This is a genomic window from Lentimicrobium sp. L6 (genome assembly GCF_013166655.1).
Lineage (GTDB): Bacteria > Bacteroidota > Bacteroidia > Bacteroidales > UBA12170 > UBA12170.
This window is the reverse complement of the sequence record NZ_JABKCA010000049.1, coordinates 1-16,048: the sequence shown is the minus strand read 5'-3', so window position 1 is coordinate 16,048 and position 16,048 is coordinate 1. Positions and strand designations below refer to the sequence as shown.

Annotated in this window: 8 protein-coding genes and 1 rRNA gene; 6 read left to right on the top strand and 3 right to left on the bottom strand. The window is 34.6% G+C overall.

Annotated features, from left to right (window positions below; genetic code table 11):
- Positions 1-45 precede the first annotated feature (45 nt).
- The 6 genes from HNS38_RS12915 to HNS38_RS12890 all read left to right on the top strand — a co-directional run bounded on the left by HNS38_RS12915 (position 46) and on the right by HNS38_RS12890 (position 13,906).
- Positions 46-3,021 (top strand): SusC/RagA family TonB-linked outer membrane protein, encoded by a 2,976-nt coding sequence (locus HNS38_RS12915; protein ID WP_216663717.1) that lies wholly within the window; start codon positions 46-48, stop codon positions 3,019-3,021.
- A gap of 13 nt (positions 3,022-3,034) precedes the next feature.
- A complete protein-coding gene (locus HNS38_RS12910; RefSeq protein WP_172346578.1) occupies positions 3,035-4,522 on the top strand; it encodes a RagB/SusD family nutrient uptake outer membrane protein in 1,488 nt (495 codons plus the stop codon).
- Positions 4,523-4,591: 69 nt separating this feature from the next.
- The gene (locus HNS38_RS12905; RefSeq protein WP_172282005.1) at positions 4,592-6,421 is read left to right on the top strand and encodes a SusF/SusE family outer membrane protein; all 1,830 of its coding nucleotides are present in this window, start codon (positions 4,592-4,594) and stop codon (positions 6,419-6,421) included.
- A 203-nt stretch (positions 6,422-6,624) separates the two neighbouring features.
- Positions 6,625-7,110 (top strand): T9SS type A sorting domain-containing protein, encoded by a 486-nt coding sequence (locus HNS38_RS12900; protein ID WP_172282003.1) that lies wholly within the window; start codon positions 6,625-6,627, stop codon positions 7,108-7,110.
- A 31-nt stretch (positions 7,111-7,141) separates the two neighbouring features.
- Positions 7,142-10,222: a collagen-like protein gene (locus HNS38_RS12895; protein WP_172346577.1), complete on the top strand. Its 3,081-nt coding sequence runs from the start codon at positions 7,142-7,144 to the stop codon at positions 10,220-10,222.
- A 162-nt stretch (positions 10,223-10,384) separates the two neighbouring features.
- Positions 10,385-13,906, top strand: coding sequence for a C25 family cysteine peptidase (locus tag HNS38_RS12890; RefSeq protein ID WP_172281999.1), 3,522 nt, complete (start codon positions 10,385-10,387; stop codon positions 13,904-13,906).
- A 74-nt stretch (positions 13,907-13,980) separates the two neighbouring features.
- On the opposite strand, the gene HNS38_RS12885 is transcribed toward HNS38_RS12890, so the two are convergent.
- The 3 genes from HNS38_RS12885 to rrf form a co-directional block, all read right to left on the bottom strand.
- The gene (locus HNS38_RS12885; RefSeq protein WP_172281997.1) at positions 13,981-14,880 is read right to left on the bottom strand and encodes a 1,4-dihydroxy-2-naphthoate polyprenyltransferase; all 900 of its coding nucleotides are present in this window, start codon (positions 14,878-14,880) and stop codon (positions 13,981-13,983) included.
- A 5-nt stretch (positions 14,881-14,885) separates the two neighbouring features.
- Positions 14,886-15,710, bottom strand: a complete 825-nt coding sequence (menB, locus tag HNS38_RS12880) for a 1,4-dihydroxy-2-naphthoyl-CoA synthase (RefSeq protein ID WP_172346576.1) — start codon at positions 15,708-15,710, stop codon at positions 14,886-14,888.
- Positions 15,711-15,809: 99 nt separating this feature from the next.
- A 5S ribosomal RNA gene (gene rrf / locus HNS38_RS12875) occupies positions 15,810-15,918 on the bottom strand.
- Between the last annotated feature and the right edge of the window lie 130 nt (positions 15,919-16,048).

Here is a 16,048-nt window from a genome sequence, read left to right as displayed (position 1 = left end):
ACTTTAGCGGGGTTATTAATCAAAAATTAACACTAAAAACATAGTATGATGTTACAAAAACTGGGGAAATGGCCTATACTTTTTCTATTCTTGATGATAGGAATGGTATCGCTATCTAACGCACAGCAAATCACCGTGACTGGTACCATTACCGATTCGGAAGATGGAACTACATTAATAGGTGTCTCTGTAATTCAAAAAGGTACCACACAAGGTACTACTACAGATTTCGATGGAAATTATTCCATTACTGTTGAACAAGGTTCTACGCTCGTTTATTCTTACATTGGCTATAACGAACAAGAAGTTGTAGCTGCACAATCAACCATTGATATCATCCTTGCTCCAAAATCTGAGTTATTAGATGAAGTCATTATTATTGGTTATGGTACACAAAAGAAAACAGACAAAACTGGAGCTGTTTCACATGTTACTGCTGAGGAGTTAAATCAAGGTGCACTTTCTGATCCGATTCAAGGATTACAAGGAAAAGCAGCCGGAGTTTCCATTACTAAAAAAGGTGGTGACCCGAATGGTGGATTTTCTATAAGAATCCGTGGTTCATCAGGATTTACAGCTTCATCAAGTCCACTTTATGTGATTGATGGTGTTCCTGGTGGTGATCCTACAAGTATCGCATCTGAAGATATTGAAAGTTATAATATTCTTAAAGATGCTGCTTCTACTGCTATTTATGGTTCACAAGGTGCAAATGGAGTAATTATCATAACTACAAAAAAAGGTGGTAAAAAGAATGGAATTTTAGTTTCAGAGGTTAATTTCAGCACTAAATATTCTATTAGTAGTGTTGCTAAAACCGAACAGGTTTTGGATGCTAGTCAGATTAGAGCTTATGCCAGTGAAAATAATATTGACTTTATTGATGGTGGAGCCAACACTGACTGGCAAGATGAATTGTACAGAACAGGAAATAATACTGAAAACAATTTGAGTTTTGCAGGTGGAAGTGAAAACAGTTATTACCGTGCCTCTATTAATCATAACAACTGGACTGGTGTTATGAATGGTACTGAGAAAGAAAGAACTACTGCAAAAATGAATATTACTCACAAGGGAGTTGAAGATCGTTTAACATTAAATGCCAACTTAATAACTTCTTTTGAGAACAATGATTATGAGAACTTAAATGGTTTCGGAAAAGACGCTGTTATTTATCAATCTTTAACTAGGAACCCTACAGATCCTGTTTATAATTCTAGTGGCGGTTATGATATGACTCAGAGAGCATTTAATTATGAAAATCCAATTTCTGTAATCAATAATATCACTAATATTCGCGATGCAAAAAGCTATTTAGGAAGTTTAAAAGGAGACTTTGAGTTTTTTGAAGGTCTAACTGGAACTGCTACACTTAGTTACAAAAGAACAGATCAAGAATATACGTATTTCCGCCCTAAGGGTGTATATGCCTCAGCAGATGATGGATACGGAAGCAGAAGCTATCACACGCAAGATAACAAACAATTAGAAGCTTATTTAACTTATATAAAGAGTATTAATGAAGTTCATAATATTAATTTTATGGCTGGATATTCTTGGAGTGAAAAAACCTCTAAAGGATTTAATGCCCAAGCTAGAGACCCTCAGTCTCCCTATATTGGAGCTAATAACCTAGGAACATTTACCGATGTTGTTTGGGGCGATGTTGGGTCTTATAGAAATCCTGATGATATTCTAATCGGTTTCTTCGGACGAGCTCAATACAATTATAAAGGAAAGTATTATTTAACTGGTAGTTTAAGAAGAGATGGTTCATCCAAATTTGGTAAAAATAACAAATGGGGTTGGTTCCCAACAGCTTCTGCCTCTTGGAACATGCAAGAAGAAGATTTTTTAGAAAATGTCACTTGGCTAGATCAGCTAAAACTTAGAGCAAGTTATGGAGTTTCTGGGAATCAAGATTTCAGTCCAGGAAGCAGTCAAGTATCATACATATCTAGTGGACTTGCTACTAACCCTGAAAATGGCAATCAAGTAATTACCTTTGTAGCTGCTCGTAATGATAATCCAGATTTAAAGTGGGAACGAACAGCTGAAACTAACTTAGGTATTGATTTTGCGATATTCAACAGTAAAATTAATGGTAGTCTAGAAGTTTATTATAAAAACACTACAGATCTTTTATACCCTAGATCTACTTCCTCAGAAGGATCAAATTTAGCTGCTGTTACTTTTGACAATGCTGGTAATATTGAAAATAGAGGTATTGAATTGTATTTACAAGCACATGTTATTAATAAATCGAATTTCTCTTACAAAACATCTTTAACAATGGCTCATAATAAATCTAAATGGATTGAATTAGTGAGTGAAGGTGGAACTGGTGATGATGGTTTTCAAAATGGAGGTTACGTTTCAGGACGTGGTGCTATAGGTGATGGTTTTTATTTAATTAGAAACCAACAGGGACATGAAGTTAGTGAGTTTTATTTGCCAGAAATTGCAACTATTCAAAATGGACAGTTTATTTTCAGGTCTAAAACAGGAGGATATACTGACCAAATGGCAAATGCAGAAAGAAAATTTGTTGGCTCTCCAAACCCAGATATTGAGTTGGGTTGGGCTAACTATATGACTTTCTTTAAAAATTGGACCTTAGACTTTTCATTTAGATCAATGATTGGTCATCAGAAATATAATGCAACACAAATGTTTATGGATGCACCTTTTGATTTACCTGAATTAAATGCTGTAGAAGAAGCATTAGATTGGGCTGAACAAGGTCGTGTAACAACTGCAGTTATAGCCACTGAATATCTAGAGGATGCTTCATTTGTTAAATTAGATTATATTTCTCTAGGATATAATTTCAACACTCAAAATATAAAATGGATTAGTAATTTAAAACTATTTGCTGTTGTAAATAATGTATTCACATTATCAAAATACAGTGGTGCTGACCCAGAAATATATTATAATGGGCTTACCTATGGTTGGGATCAATATAATGTCTATCCTAATACCAGAACAATAACTTTTGGTTTAACAGCAACATTTTAAGGAGGAATAAAAAATGAAAAATATAAAAATTATATCATCTTTATTCGTAATTCTATTGTTTTTGTCATCTTCATGTACGAAACTCGACGAAAAATATTACGATCAAATACCAGCAGAATTATATCCTGAGAACAGCGACCAGGTTGCTACATTAAGTGTTAACGCTTATAAACAACTACAAAATATGGCTGATGATAATGGTTGGTGGTTTTTGGCTCAAGAAATTACATCAGATGAACTTTGTGGACCTACTAGAGGTGCTGACTGGTTTGATGGTGGAAAATGGGCCGATATGCACACGCATCGTTGGACAAATGATATCGAAGGTGTAAATAGAATGTGGAGCCTCTTTTGGGGTGGAGTTACAGTTTGTAACCAAACAATTGGGCAATTAGAAAGCATTGGTGACAGTGATGATATCAAAGCTAAAATTGCAGAATTAGAAGTTTTAAGAGCTTTCTTCTATTATTTATTAATCGATAATTATGGTGATGTTCCTTATGTAACTTCAGTTCAAGCTGAAAGTTTCTTACCAGAAAAAATTGAACGTGAGGCTATTTATGACAGTTTAGTTTCGACTGTTGAACAAAACTTAAAGTATTTAAATCAAGGTAATTTAAAATATATGGCTACTAAAAATATGGCTTTTGCCTTATTAACGAAGCTTTATATTAATGCTGAAGTATATACTGGAACTGCACAATGGTCAAAAGCTAACCAATATTGTGATAGTGTAATGTCAGGTCCTTATAGTCTTGCAAATGATGTAAAGTCGCCATTTGTAACTGATAATGATGCTTCTCCAGAAATTATTTTCTCTATTCCTTATGACGAAAACAACTTCGAAGGTTTTAGACTGCATATGAGAACACTACATTATCAACATAACCTTACTTATGATATGCCTGTAGGACCATGGAATGGTTTTGCTGTTGTACCTACTCATTTTGATACCTATGAAGATATTGATTTAAGAAAAGAAGCTCATTTTATTTGGGGTCCGCAATATGCTAGTACTGGTGAAGAAATCATAGAAAGTGTATTAGGAGAGCCTCTAGTTATCGATCCATATTTGCCAGCATTGTCAATGACAGATGATTTTTCTCCAGAACAAATTAGAACAACTGGTGCAAGAATTGGTAAATATGAAATAAAAAAAGGTGCCAAAGAAAATTTATCCAACGATTTTCCGTTATTCCGTTTGTCAGACTTTTACTTAATGAAAGCTGAATGTGAAATTAGACTAGGAAATAGTGGTGACGAATGGGTGAACCCAATAAGAACAAGAGCAAATGTTTCTCCTTATAGTGGATGTACATTAGATCAACTTCTTGAAGAACGAGGTCGCGAAATGTTTGTGGAAGGTCATAGACGTCAAGATTTAATCCGTTTTGGTAAATGGGGAAACTCTTGGTGGGAAAAAGAAGCTCAGACTGCTGAGAAAGAAATCTTCCCTATTCCACAATGGGCTATCGATGGTAACCCCAATTTAGGAAATTAACTATCTTTGTCATTACAAAAACAAAATATAATTTATTAACTGATTAAATAATTATCAAAAATTAGACTTATGAAAAAGAATAATCTTTTCAAATTAACCCATATCGCATGGGTAATGTTAATGTCATTCGCATTAATTAGTACATCCTGTACCAAAGATGATGACGATGATACAAATGATACTCCTCCAGTAATCGTATTGGATGGAACTTATGTTAAAGGTGCTGGAACAGCCTTAGTTGATTTCGATACTAAAGGTAAAATGGCTATCACTCGTAACGAAGTTTTACAAGAAGATAGAGCAGAATTAATGGATCTTTATGTTGCTATTAAAGGTGGTACTGAAGGATTCAATATTATTACTGTTGATGGTGCTACTCAGACTATTTATGGTCCTGGTGCTGATTTCGGAATGGTTGCTGAAGCAGACCTTGATGGTGATGAGCCTACTTTAGGTTTATATCGTGGTTCTTTAGTTGAATCAACTACACCTTTCACAGTATCTGAAGATGGTTTATACCATATTGCTTATGACTCAGAATTGGGAGTTGTAACTGTAGCTAAAGTGGTTTGGGGTGTTATTGGTGCTGCTACTCCTGGTGGATGGGGTGGAAGTACTCAATTAGATGCTACTTTCGATCTTAATACTATGACTTTCTCAGGTACTGACATCGTCATGACTAAAGCTGATTTCAAATTCCGTTATTCTAATGGTTGGAAAGTTATCTTAAGCCCCGATTTTGATCTTGGTGATGGAAATGCTGGTATCAAAGTTAACTCTAACTATGGTGGTGCTGTTAATGCATTAGTTCCTGGTGGAGATAATATTGTTAATGATACTCCTGGTAAATATACAATCACAGTAACTTGGTCTCTAACTGGTGGTACTGTAGCTACTATGGTTAAAACTGGTGACTTGGAAACTATTGACTATTCTGCTACTGAACTAGGTTTAGTTGGTGACGGTCTTGTAGTTGGTGGAGAGCAACATAACTGGGATGTTACTATTCTTACTTCTGTTCCTGCTGTAGATGAAACAAATTACACATGGACTTATGAAGGTGTTGAAGTAACTACTGCTGGTTCTTTCAAAATTAGAGAAGGTCAAGACTGGAATGGTAAATCAATCGGTTTCCCAGATGTAACAATGGCTGGTACTGCTGCTGCTGATTTCGAAGGTAATGGTGATGGAAACTTTGTTCCTCTTGCTGATGGAACATATGATTTCGTATTAGAAATTGATGCTATAACTGAACTTTATACACTTACAGTTAAATCTGCAGGTACTACTGATCCAGAACTTTATATGTTAGGTGATGGTTGTGCTGCAGGTTGGGATAATACTGTTGCTATTCCATTTAATGGAACAGGTGGAGTATACACTCTCACTGCTGATTTAATTGCTGGTGGTGAAGGTATCAAGTTTATTTCAGTTCTTGGTCAATGGCAACCACAATATGGTATGGGAGCTAATGCTGGTGAACTTGCTGTTAATGATGGTACTGGTACAGATCCTGCTGCAATCCCTGTTGAAGCAGATGGTACTTATGTTATCACTGTTAATACAAATGACATGACCTATTCTGTAGTTTCTGATGCTCCTGTAGCTATGTTATATGTTCCTGGTGCTCATCAAGGATGGGATCCTGCAACAGCACCTACAATAACTGATGATAATGCTGATGGTATTTTCGTAGGTATAGTTGATATTACTGGTGATGAACTTATTTTCAAGTTTACCTCTGAAGGTTCTTGGGATGGCACAAATTATGGAGCTGGTGATACAGATGGTACTTTATCTATCGATCCTAGTGCTGGAAACTTAGAAGTTCCTGCTGCTGGTTCTTATGAATTTACAGTTGATATTAATGCGCTTACTTGGTCGTATATCGCTCAATAAGCTTTAATAAGATTTCTCATAAAGGCTGCCTTATTCAGGTAGCCTTTTTTTTATGCCATTAATTGATATCCCTCTTCAATATTCTTAACTTTGTTAGGCTTGATGGATGAGAACTCAAAAACACGCCAAACAAGTAACATTTTCAATAGCTCTGCGTAGAAACAGCTAATGATGAGTGAAACTGAAATTAAAATCAAATGATCATGAAACAAATTATTATAATCGTATTTGTAATTTTTGGATTAAATTCTTATAGTCAACAACTTAGTCCAGAAGTTATTGCATCAGCAGGTGATCATTTTGAAAATGGGAATGTGTCTTTAAGTTGGACTCTTGGGGAACCTGTCATTGCTACATTTGAAGGAAATTACATTTTAACCCAAGGATTTCATCAGGATTTATATATTATTACTGCTATTGATGAAATAAAATTAGATAATGTATCAGTAGATATTTACCCTAACCCTACTCCCAATTTTGTCAATATCAAAATTAATACTGAAAAACAAATCAATGAAAATTGCCTTGTTCAACTCTTCGATGCCAATGGCCGATTAATAAAAGAAGAAAAAGAAATATCTAGCCATAACATCATTCAATGGAACCTTCAATCTTTTGAAAGATCTCATTATATTTTGAAAATAGTATTTGGTCAACAAACTAAAACTTTCAAAATTATTAAACAATAATTATTGAATCCTCGATTTAAAAAACAGAAAAATGAAATATAAAGCTATACCTCTATTTTTATTGCTCCTCTTGCAAATCATTGCTTTTGGACAAAATACTCAGGCATTTAAATATCAAGCTGTGGCTCGTGATGCTGCTGGCTATCCTATCGCTGATGCCGACGTAAGTATTCAAATTAAAATAACTAGCGAAAATGCAGCTGATTATTTAGAAGCTCATTTTGTGACTACCAATAGTTTTGGACTAATCAACATTGAAGTAGGTAATGGTGAAATGACTCAAGGTTCATTTAATGATATCGATTGGGGATTTGGTGAACATTTTATTGAAGTGAGTATAGACCCCCAAGGAGGTACTAACTGGGTACTGATGGGAACTTCCCAATTATTATCTGTACCTATGGCTAGTTATGCTGCTGTTGCTGGTAATGTAGTGGATACTAGCAATACCAACGAACTACAAAAAATAAAATTGGAAGGGAATATTCTAAGCCTTCTTCAAGAAGGGGGAAGTATTGATTTAAGTTTTTTCGATAATTCTCAAGAAATTCAAGAACTTATTTCAAAAATAAAAGTCGATAGTTTGTATTTTGAGTCAAATTTCCAGAGTATAGATGAAGCTCTTGAGCTGTTAGATCTGAGTATCATTGAAGAAATGAATAGAGCCATTGGAGCTGAAACTGAATTGGCAGAACTTATCAACCAGAATGCCATCCAAATTATTAGCGACAGTTTATATTTCCAAGATCTATTTGATAATATTTCATTTGAAAGTGACAGTCTTTACTTTCAATCCCTCATCGATAATAATACCTCTAAAATTATTTCTGACAGTATTTACCTCAAATCACTTATCGATGCCAATCAAAATGCCATATTACAAGAAGTAACTCGTGCAATAATGTCTGAAGCCATCAATAATAGTAATATTCAAATCAATACAGATGCTATTGCTAATCTTCAGAATTCATACGATGGTGATTCATTATATTTCAAACAATTAATAGATGCCAATACCAATTCTATTTTGGGTGAAATTACAAGAGCTATTTCAGCTGAATTGCAAAATTCAAATAGTATTTCTGCCAACACTCAAGAGATTTTAATCAATCAACTAAATATATTTGAAGACAGTACAAGCTTTCAAAATCAAATAAATGCTTTAGATTTTTCTTTGCAAGCCGAAATAACACGTGCCATCTACCGAGATGCAGTTAATAGTGACTCCATTCAAATTTTATACAACAAAAATATAACAGATAGTACCCACTTCCAGAATCAAATCAATGGATTAGCTGGAGGAGGTTTAGACCCAAGCCTAGAAAATGGAAAAATATTTATTGGTAATAATAGTAATATAGCTACAGGAGTTAATTTGAGTGGCGATGCGCAATTAACAAATACTGGAGTTATGATATTAAACCCCGCCTCTATCATCACTAATAAAATTGCCGATGCCAATGTGACTAATGAAAAATTAGAGCATTCTGCCATTACAATAAACGATGATCATGGAAACTCTGGGGAGGTTCAATTAGGAGAGCAATTGCAAATTAATGGAGCAGGTGCGACGAATTTATTTTTTAATCCTGCCACCAAAACCTTAGATATCACTTCATCAGATAATCAGTATTTAAGTCTAGATGGAAATTCATTAAGTATAAGTTCTGGAAACACACTAGATATTTCTTCTATTATTGGACAAGAAGGACCACAAGGTCCTCAAGGAGAAAGTGGTTCAACAGGGCCTGCTGGAACGGATGGAGTAGGTATACAATCAGCTATAAATAACGGAGATGGGACCTTCACTCTTACCTATACAAATGGAACTATATTTATTAGTGACGATTTAACAGGACCACAAGGTATTCAAGGCGTACAAGGCCCTGTTGGACCGCAAGGTGTAGCAGGAGCAACTGGAGCTACCGGACTTGGAATACAATCCACTATAAATAATGGAAATGGAACTTTCACTATTACCTATACTAATGGAACAACTTTCATTAGTGATGATTTTACGGGTCCTCAAGGACCAACAGGAGCCACTGGAACCCAAGGTCCAACTGGATTAACTGGAGCTACAGGCTTAGGAATACAATCTGCTGTTAATAATGGAAATGGAACTTTCACCATTACTTATACTGATGGGAATACTTTTATAAGTGATGATTTAACTGGTCCTCAAGGACCTACAGGAGTCACTGGAACCCAAGGACCTGCTGGATTAACAGGTGCCACAGGCTTGGGAATACAATCTGCTGTTAATAATGGTAATGGAACATTTACAATAACTTATACTGATGGGAATACTTTTATAAGTGATGATCTAACTGGTCCTCAAGGTGTACAAGGACCTATTGGTCCCCAAGGTGTCGTAGGACCAATTGGAAATACAGGGCTTGGGATCCAATCAACTGTAAATAATGGCAATGGAACTTTCACTATAACCTATACAGATGGAACTACATTCCTTAGCGAAGATTTTACTGGGCCTCAAGGAATCCAAGGTCCTATTGGACCACAAGGAAGTGTTGGTGCTACTGGAGCAACTGGTGCTCAGGGACCAGATGGAAATACAGGTCCTGCAGGAGCAGATGGCACTAGTATCAATTGGCGAGGATTAGCTGCAGGAGATCCTGCAAACCCAAGTCTAAACGATGCTTATTATAATATCGTATTGAAAGCTTCTTTCATATATAATGGAAGTACATGGAGTATCATGACAATTGATGGTGCCACAGGTCCTCAAGGACCCACTGGACCAATTGGTCCTGCTGGAACGAGTTTAAGAGATTGCCCTGCTGGAGATTGGTCGGCAATCAATGAACAGTTCTGTATAGAAGTTAATGAAAGAAGTGCAATTACCTGGTGGGATGCTTCAAAACTATGTGGTGATCAAGATTCCCGTTTATGCACTTGGGACGAATGGTATTACACATGTCAGAAGTCAGGCAGTGGTACTACTAATATGACCAATGACTGGGAATGGTTAAATACTGGTCAACCTGGTGCATCTCCTACAGCAACTGTAGTAGGTAACGGCTCATGTAATGATGCAAGTACAGAAGATATGAGTAATAACAAATCGTTTAGATGTTGTTTTACAAGATAAACTCAATTTAAAAATAGCTGAACTTAATGCCTACAAAGATAATTGCTAATTGTAGGCATTATTTATTATATTTCAAAATAAATACTTAAGAGTCTGAACTATCGGGGGGATTCTTAGTCATTTTTGTTAGATTTGTGCATTCAAACACACAAACTTACCTCTATGAGTCATTTTTTAAAACAATTTACTTTTATATTTTCATTTTTAAGTATTGGTTTATTTCTTCAAGCACAGCAATATACTTATGACGCAAATAAAGGTAAAGAAGGATTAATTATTAATTCCTCAAAACAAGAAGTTATAAACTTAAGCTTTAATATTCATCAGTTTACACTTATTGAAGCTGAAGTTGATGGAGAGAATTTCAATAAAGTAATATTCCAAGAAAGTTTAGTTCCTGGCCTTGAAGGGGCTCCCGAGCTTCCTTTCTTTAGTAGATCAATTTTAATTCCCGATGGTGCCATTCCTCATTTGGCTATTAAAAGCACGCAATCAGAAATAATTGAAAGTATTAATTTAGCTCCAAATGCTCCAATTCCTTTCGACACCCAAAAAAGTATAAAGGCTAAAAAAGGAGTTCAATATCAAAAAAACGAATTTTACCCAAGCAGCATTGCAAGTTTTGAGCAATCAGAAATTAGAGGAATGCAATTCTTGCAAATTGCCATTTCACCTTTCCAATTTAATGCCATAAGTAAAGAATTAATGGTTCATCACAATATTGAAATAGAAATCTCATTAAGTCAATCAAAAGGCACCTATGGTGAAGATAGATTCCGTTCTCCTTTCTGGGATCAAATTTTAAGCGATTTAACTTATAATATTGATGATATTCCTGCTATAGACTATTCAAAAAGAATGAATACCACAAAAGAAGAAGGTTGTGAATATTTAATTGTTGTACCTGATAATATAGACTTCTTGCCTTGGGCAGATACCATAAAAAAATTCCGAAATGAACAAGGTATTCATACTAAAATAATGACCGTTGACGAAATTGGTGGCAATGACATTGAAAATATTAATAGTTTTTTTGAAGAAGTATATGATAATTGGGATCCTGTTCCATCAGCAGTATTACTAATGGCAGATTACAGTGAAGATGAAAATGGAATTACTTCTAATTCATGGACACATCCCTATGAAGGTACTTATATCTCAGATAATTATTATGCAGATGTTACCGGAAACAACCTTCCTGATTTTGTATTTGCCCGTATGACAGGTAGAAGTTATGAAGAATTTGAAGTACTGGTACACAAATTTGTGAATTATGAACGTAACCCTCCTACCCTAGAATCTTTTTATAACGAACCCATTACAGCACTTGGTTGGCAAACCGAAAGATGGTTTCAAATTTGTTCTGAGACCGTTGGTGGATATATGCGAACTGTCCTTGGAAAAAATCCAACTAGAATCAATGCTATATACGAAGGTAATCCCACCATAGATCCATGGTCTACAGCTTCAAATACAAGTTCAGTTTTAGGCTATTTTGGCCCAAATGGTCTAGGATACCTTCCTGCAACACCTGGCGAATTAGGAAATTGGACCGGTGGCACTGAAACTGATGTTATCAATGCTCTAAACGCTGGGGCTTTTATTCTTCAACATAGAGATCACGGAAATTATAATGGATGGGGAGAACCAGACTTTAACACCAATAATATTAACTCATTAACTAATGCTGACTTATTAAGTCATGTATTTACAATTAATTGCCAAACAGGTCAATTTAATGAAGGTGAAAATTGTTTCGCTGAAAAATTTCATAGGCATGAAAATGGTGGAGCATTAAGTCTAACCGCTCCAACACAAGTATCCTATAGTTTTGTAAACGATGCTTTAGTTTGGGGTTTATATGACAATATGTGGCCAGATTTTATGCCAGACTACGGTGGGAATCTAATTCCTGAACGGGATTTTAGACCTGCATTTGGAGTAGCATCTGGAAAATACTTCTTATCCTCAACAAATTGGGCTAGTAATAGTATGAAAACTATTACTTATAGGTTATTTCATCACCATGGTGATGCTTTTAATACTGTATACACTGAAGTTCCTATAGAAAATCCAGTTGCTTATGAAGCTGGAATAACTACTTCGACTACAAATATTCAAGTCAGTGGGGAAAATGGTTCATTGATTGGTCTTTCAGTAGATGGAGAGTTAATCTCCAATGGATTTATAGAGGATGGTATTGCTAATTTAACCATTCCTAATCAAAATGAGGGAACTATCATTAAAATTGTAATTACTAAGCAAAACTATTACCGTCACGAAGGTGAAATTTTAGTTGTTCCATCAGAAGGAGCCTATGTTATGAAAACAAGTTATACCATTAATGATGAAACTGAGGATGGTATCGTTGCTTATAATGAAACCGTGGATTTAGATTTTATTGTGAAAAACATTGGTTCTGCAGATGCTGAAAATGTAATTATTTCACTTTTAACTGATGATTCTTATATTACTATTACAAGTTCAGAATATTCTGTTGGCAACCTATCATCGGGTGAGGAAATAAATATTACTGATGCTTTTAGTTTTAACACCTCAGTTGATATTCCAGATAATCATAATGTAGAATTTACATTCTCTGCTACTGATGGTAACTCTATTTGGGAAAGCACCTTCAAAATTAAAGTCTTTGCTCCTTCTTTAGAATTTAGCGTCATTAGTTTTGAGGAAACTGAAGGCAATGGAAATGGCTATTTAGATGCAGGTGAATCTGCTACAGGAATTATAGAAATCAAGAATAATGGGCATATGAAATTACCAGCAGGTTCTATCAGTATAAGTCCTAATTCTGAATTTATCACCCTCAACTCAGGCAACTCAAATTTTGAACAAATTGAAATTGGTGAAACTTTAGCTGCAACTTTTGAAATTATCACAGATGTTTCAGCACCTATAGGCTATATTGCAAACATAATTTTTGAGCTAGATGCTAATCCGTTCACTATTCAAAATGAGCTCTATTTCAATATTGGAATCATTGTGGAAAATTGGGAATCTGAAAATTTTGATAGTTTTAATTGGACTAATACAGGAGACTTCGAATGGACAATAGCGGATAATTATACTGTTGATGGAGATTTCTCAGCTCGTTCTGGTGAAATATCTGACAATCAAAGTTCCATTTTATCATTAGAATATGAATTAATTGCGGATAATGAAATATCATTCTATCTTCAGGTTTCAAGTGAAGAAAATCATGATTATCTAAATTTCTATATAGATGATTATTTAGTTTCAGCATGGAGTGGTTTAGTTTTATTTGAACAATTTATGTTCCCAGTAACTGAAGGTATTCATGAATTTAAATGGGAATATATGAAGGATGAGACCGGAGAAAGTGGTTTAGATGCTGCATGGTTAGATTTTATTATTCTTCCTCCAGGAAATCCAGTTATTTTAGGCAATGAAGATATTTCTTCTTCAAAGAATAATAACCTTGCTCAATTATATCCAAATCCAATTTCAGAAGTATTGAATATCAAACTGAAATCTGAAGAGGAAATTGAATATCGTATCTTTAATACTATGGGACAGTTGATAGAAAGTGGAAGTAATTCGAGTAGCTTTATAATTAATACTCATTTATTCAAGCCTACAACCTATTATATTCAACTTTTGAATAATAAAGGTGACCAACAAATTATTCCATTTATTAAACTTTAATGGAATAAACAATACAATAAAAACAGGCTGTTCAAATTTAAATGAACAGCCTGTTTTGCTTTTATCATTACTTACTAATATATAAATACTAATAAGGTGAAAATTAAAACCAATAAAAAGGTTTTTAATGCAGTCTTCTTCAAATATGGATCCAATTTCTTCAAATCGGTTTCTTTATCAATCTTCAATAAATCCATTAGGAAAAAAGGATACATAAAGAATACGAAATAATTCTGCCATGCAGTTGCACTCATACTGACGAAAAGCAGTAAAGCAAAAAATGCCAGATTAATTAATAAGGTATGATAAAATTTTGCCCTTTTCACCCCTAGCTTAACTGCAATGGTCATTTTCCCATTTTCTTTATCATTCTTCAGGTCTCTGATATTATTAAGGTTCAATACTGCTGTACTCAAAAGGCCTACTGTGATGGCAGGAAAAACAACATCTAGACTAAAGTATTTTGCATTCAAATAGAAAGAACCTAATACAGCCAACAAACCGAAAAAAAGAAATACAAATATATCACCCCAACCACGATAACCATAAGATTTTTCACCAACAGTATAAAAGATAGCAGCTAGAATAGCAAAAACCCCAAGAAGAATGAAGATTGTAATTTCTAGAATATTTATCTGACTGATATAGACTAAATATAAACCCGAAACTAAAGAAAATATGGAGAATACAATAATCGCATTCCTCATCTCCTCAATAGAAATAAGTCCTGATTGTATTGTTCTCTTTGGTCCTAGTCTGTTCTCATTGTCCGTACCTTTAATACCATCCCCATAATCATTAGCCAAGTTTGAAAGAATTTGAAGGAAAAGAGTAGTAATAATAGCAAATATACTTACATCTAAATTAAAAACACCATGCATTTCGCTCGCAGCGATTCCCATTAGTATACTGGCTAATGCTAAAGGAAGAGTACGAAGCCTAAATGCATTTAACCAATTATTAAACTTGCTCATTTACACTATGGGAATTTAGGGTATTTATGAAAATCAGGATCTCTTTTCTCAAGAAAGGCATTCTTTCCTTCTTGTGCTTCATCAGTCATATAATAGAGTAGTGTTGCATTACCAGCGAATTCTTGGATCCCAATTTGACCATCAAGCTCTGCATTCATACCCAATTTTATCATTCTCAAAGCCATTGGACTTCGCATATGCATTGTTTTACACCAATCCACTACTTCATCTTCTAATTTATCGAAAGGAACAACTCTATTAACTAACCCCATTTCTAATGCTTCATCAGCAGTATATTGCTTATTCAGAAACCAAATCTCTCTAGCTTTTTTCTGTCCTACTATAGCAGCTAAATATGAGGAACCCAAACCAGCATCAAAACTACCTACTTTGGGACCTGTTTGTCCAAATTTAGCATTATCAGAAGCAACAGTTAAATCACAAACAACATGTAAAACATGTCCTCCTCCGATGGCATATCCATTCACCATAGCTATTACAGGTTTAGGTATAGATCTAATTTTTCTTTGTACATCAAGAACATTTAAACGTGGAATTCCATCTTTTCCAATATAGCCACCTTTACCTTTTACATTTTGATCTCCGCCAGCACAAAATGCTTTATCCCCTTCTCCAGTAATCACTACAGTTAAAACATCTTGATTTTCGCGGCAAATATCCATTGCTACAGACATTTCAGTTGTTGTTGTAGGTGTAAATGCATTATAATATCTTGGCCTATTGATAGTTATTTTTGCAATTCCTTCCCAAAACTCTAATCTTATATCTTCGAAGTCATATAAACTGACCCAATTTCTTTTCTCTGACATATTTATACTTTTTTACAAAAATAGTAATTAATCTAAAGGAATCTATAGGTTTTATACAAAGAAAGCGAGCTCAAAATAAATTGAACTCGCTTTAAAAAGGAATGGCGATGACTTACTCTCCCACCATTGGCAGTACCATCAGCGCTAGCGGTCTTAACTTCTCTGTTCGGAAAGGGAAGAGGTGTACCCCGCTGCCATAATCACCATAATATCTTGATATTAGCTTTTACTAATCATATACAGTATAAAAAGATGCAAAGAAAAACTCTATAATACATAGAGATATAAAAAAAGCAAGTTCAAAAAAATTGAACTTGCTATTATAAAGGAGTGGCGAC

Excerpts from the sequence above, each read along its gene's own strand:
- HNS38_RS12915 (WP_216663717.1), top strand. The coding sequence starts at position 46 with ATGATGTTACAAAAACTGGGGAAATGGCCTATACTTTTTCTATTCTTG.
- HNS38_RS12910 (WP_172346578.1), top strand. The coding sequence starts at position 3,035 with ATGAAAAATATAAAAATTATATCATCTTTATTCGTAATTCTATTGTTT.
- HNS38_RS12905 (WP_172282005.1), top strand. The coding sequence starts at position 4,592 with ATGAAAAAGAATAATCTTTTCAAATTAACCCATATCGCATGGGTAATG.
- HNS38_RS12900 (WP_172282003.1), top strand. The coding sequence starts at position 6,625 with ATGAAACAAATTATTATAATCGTATTTGTAATTTTTGGATTAAATTCT.
- HNS38_RS12895 (WP_172346577.1), top strand. The coding sequence starts at position 7,142 with ATGAAATATAAAGCTATACCTCTATTTTTATTGCTCCTCTTGCAAATC.
- HNS38_RS12890 (WP_172281999.1), top strand. The coding sequence starts at position 10,385 with ATGAGTCATTTTTTAAAACAATTTACTTTTATATTTTCATTTTTAAGT.
- HNS38_RS12885 (WP_172281997.1), bottom strand. The coding sequence starts at position 14,880 with ATGAGCAAGTTTAATAATTGGTTAAATGCATTTAGGCTTCGTACTCTT.
- menB (WP_172346576.1), bottom strand. The coding sequence starts at position 15,710 with ATGTCAGAGAAAAGAAATTGGGTCAGTTTATATGACTTCGAAGATATA.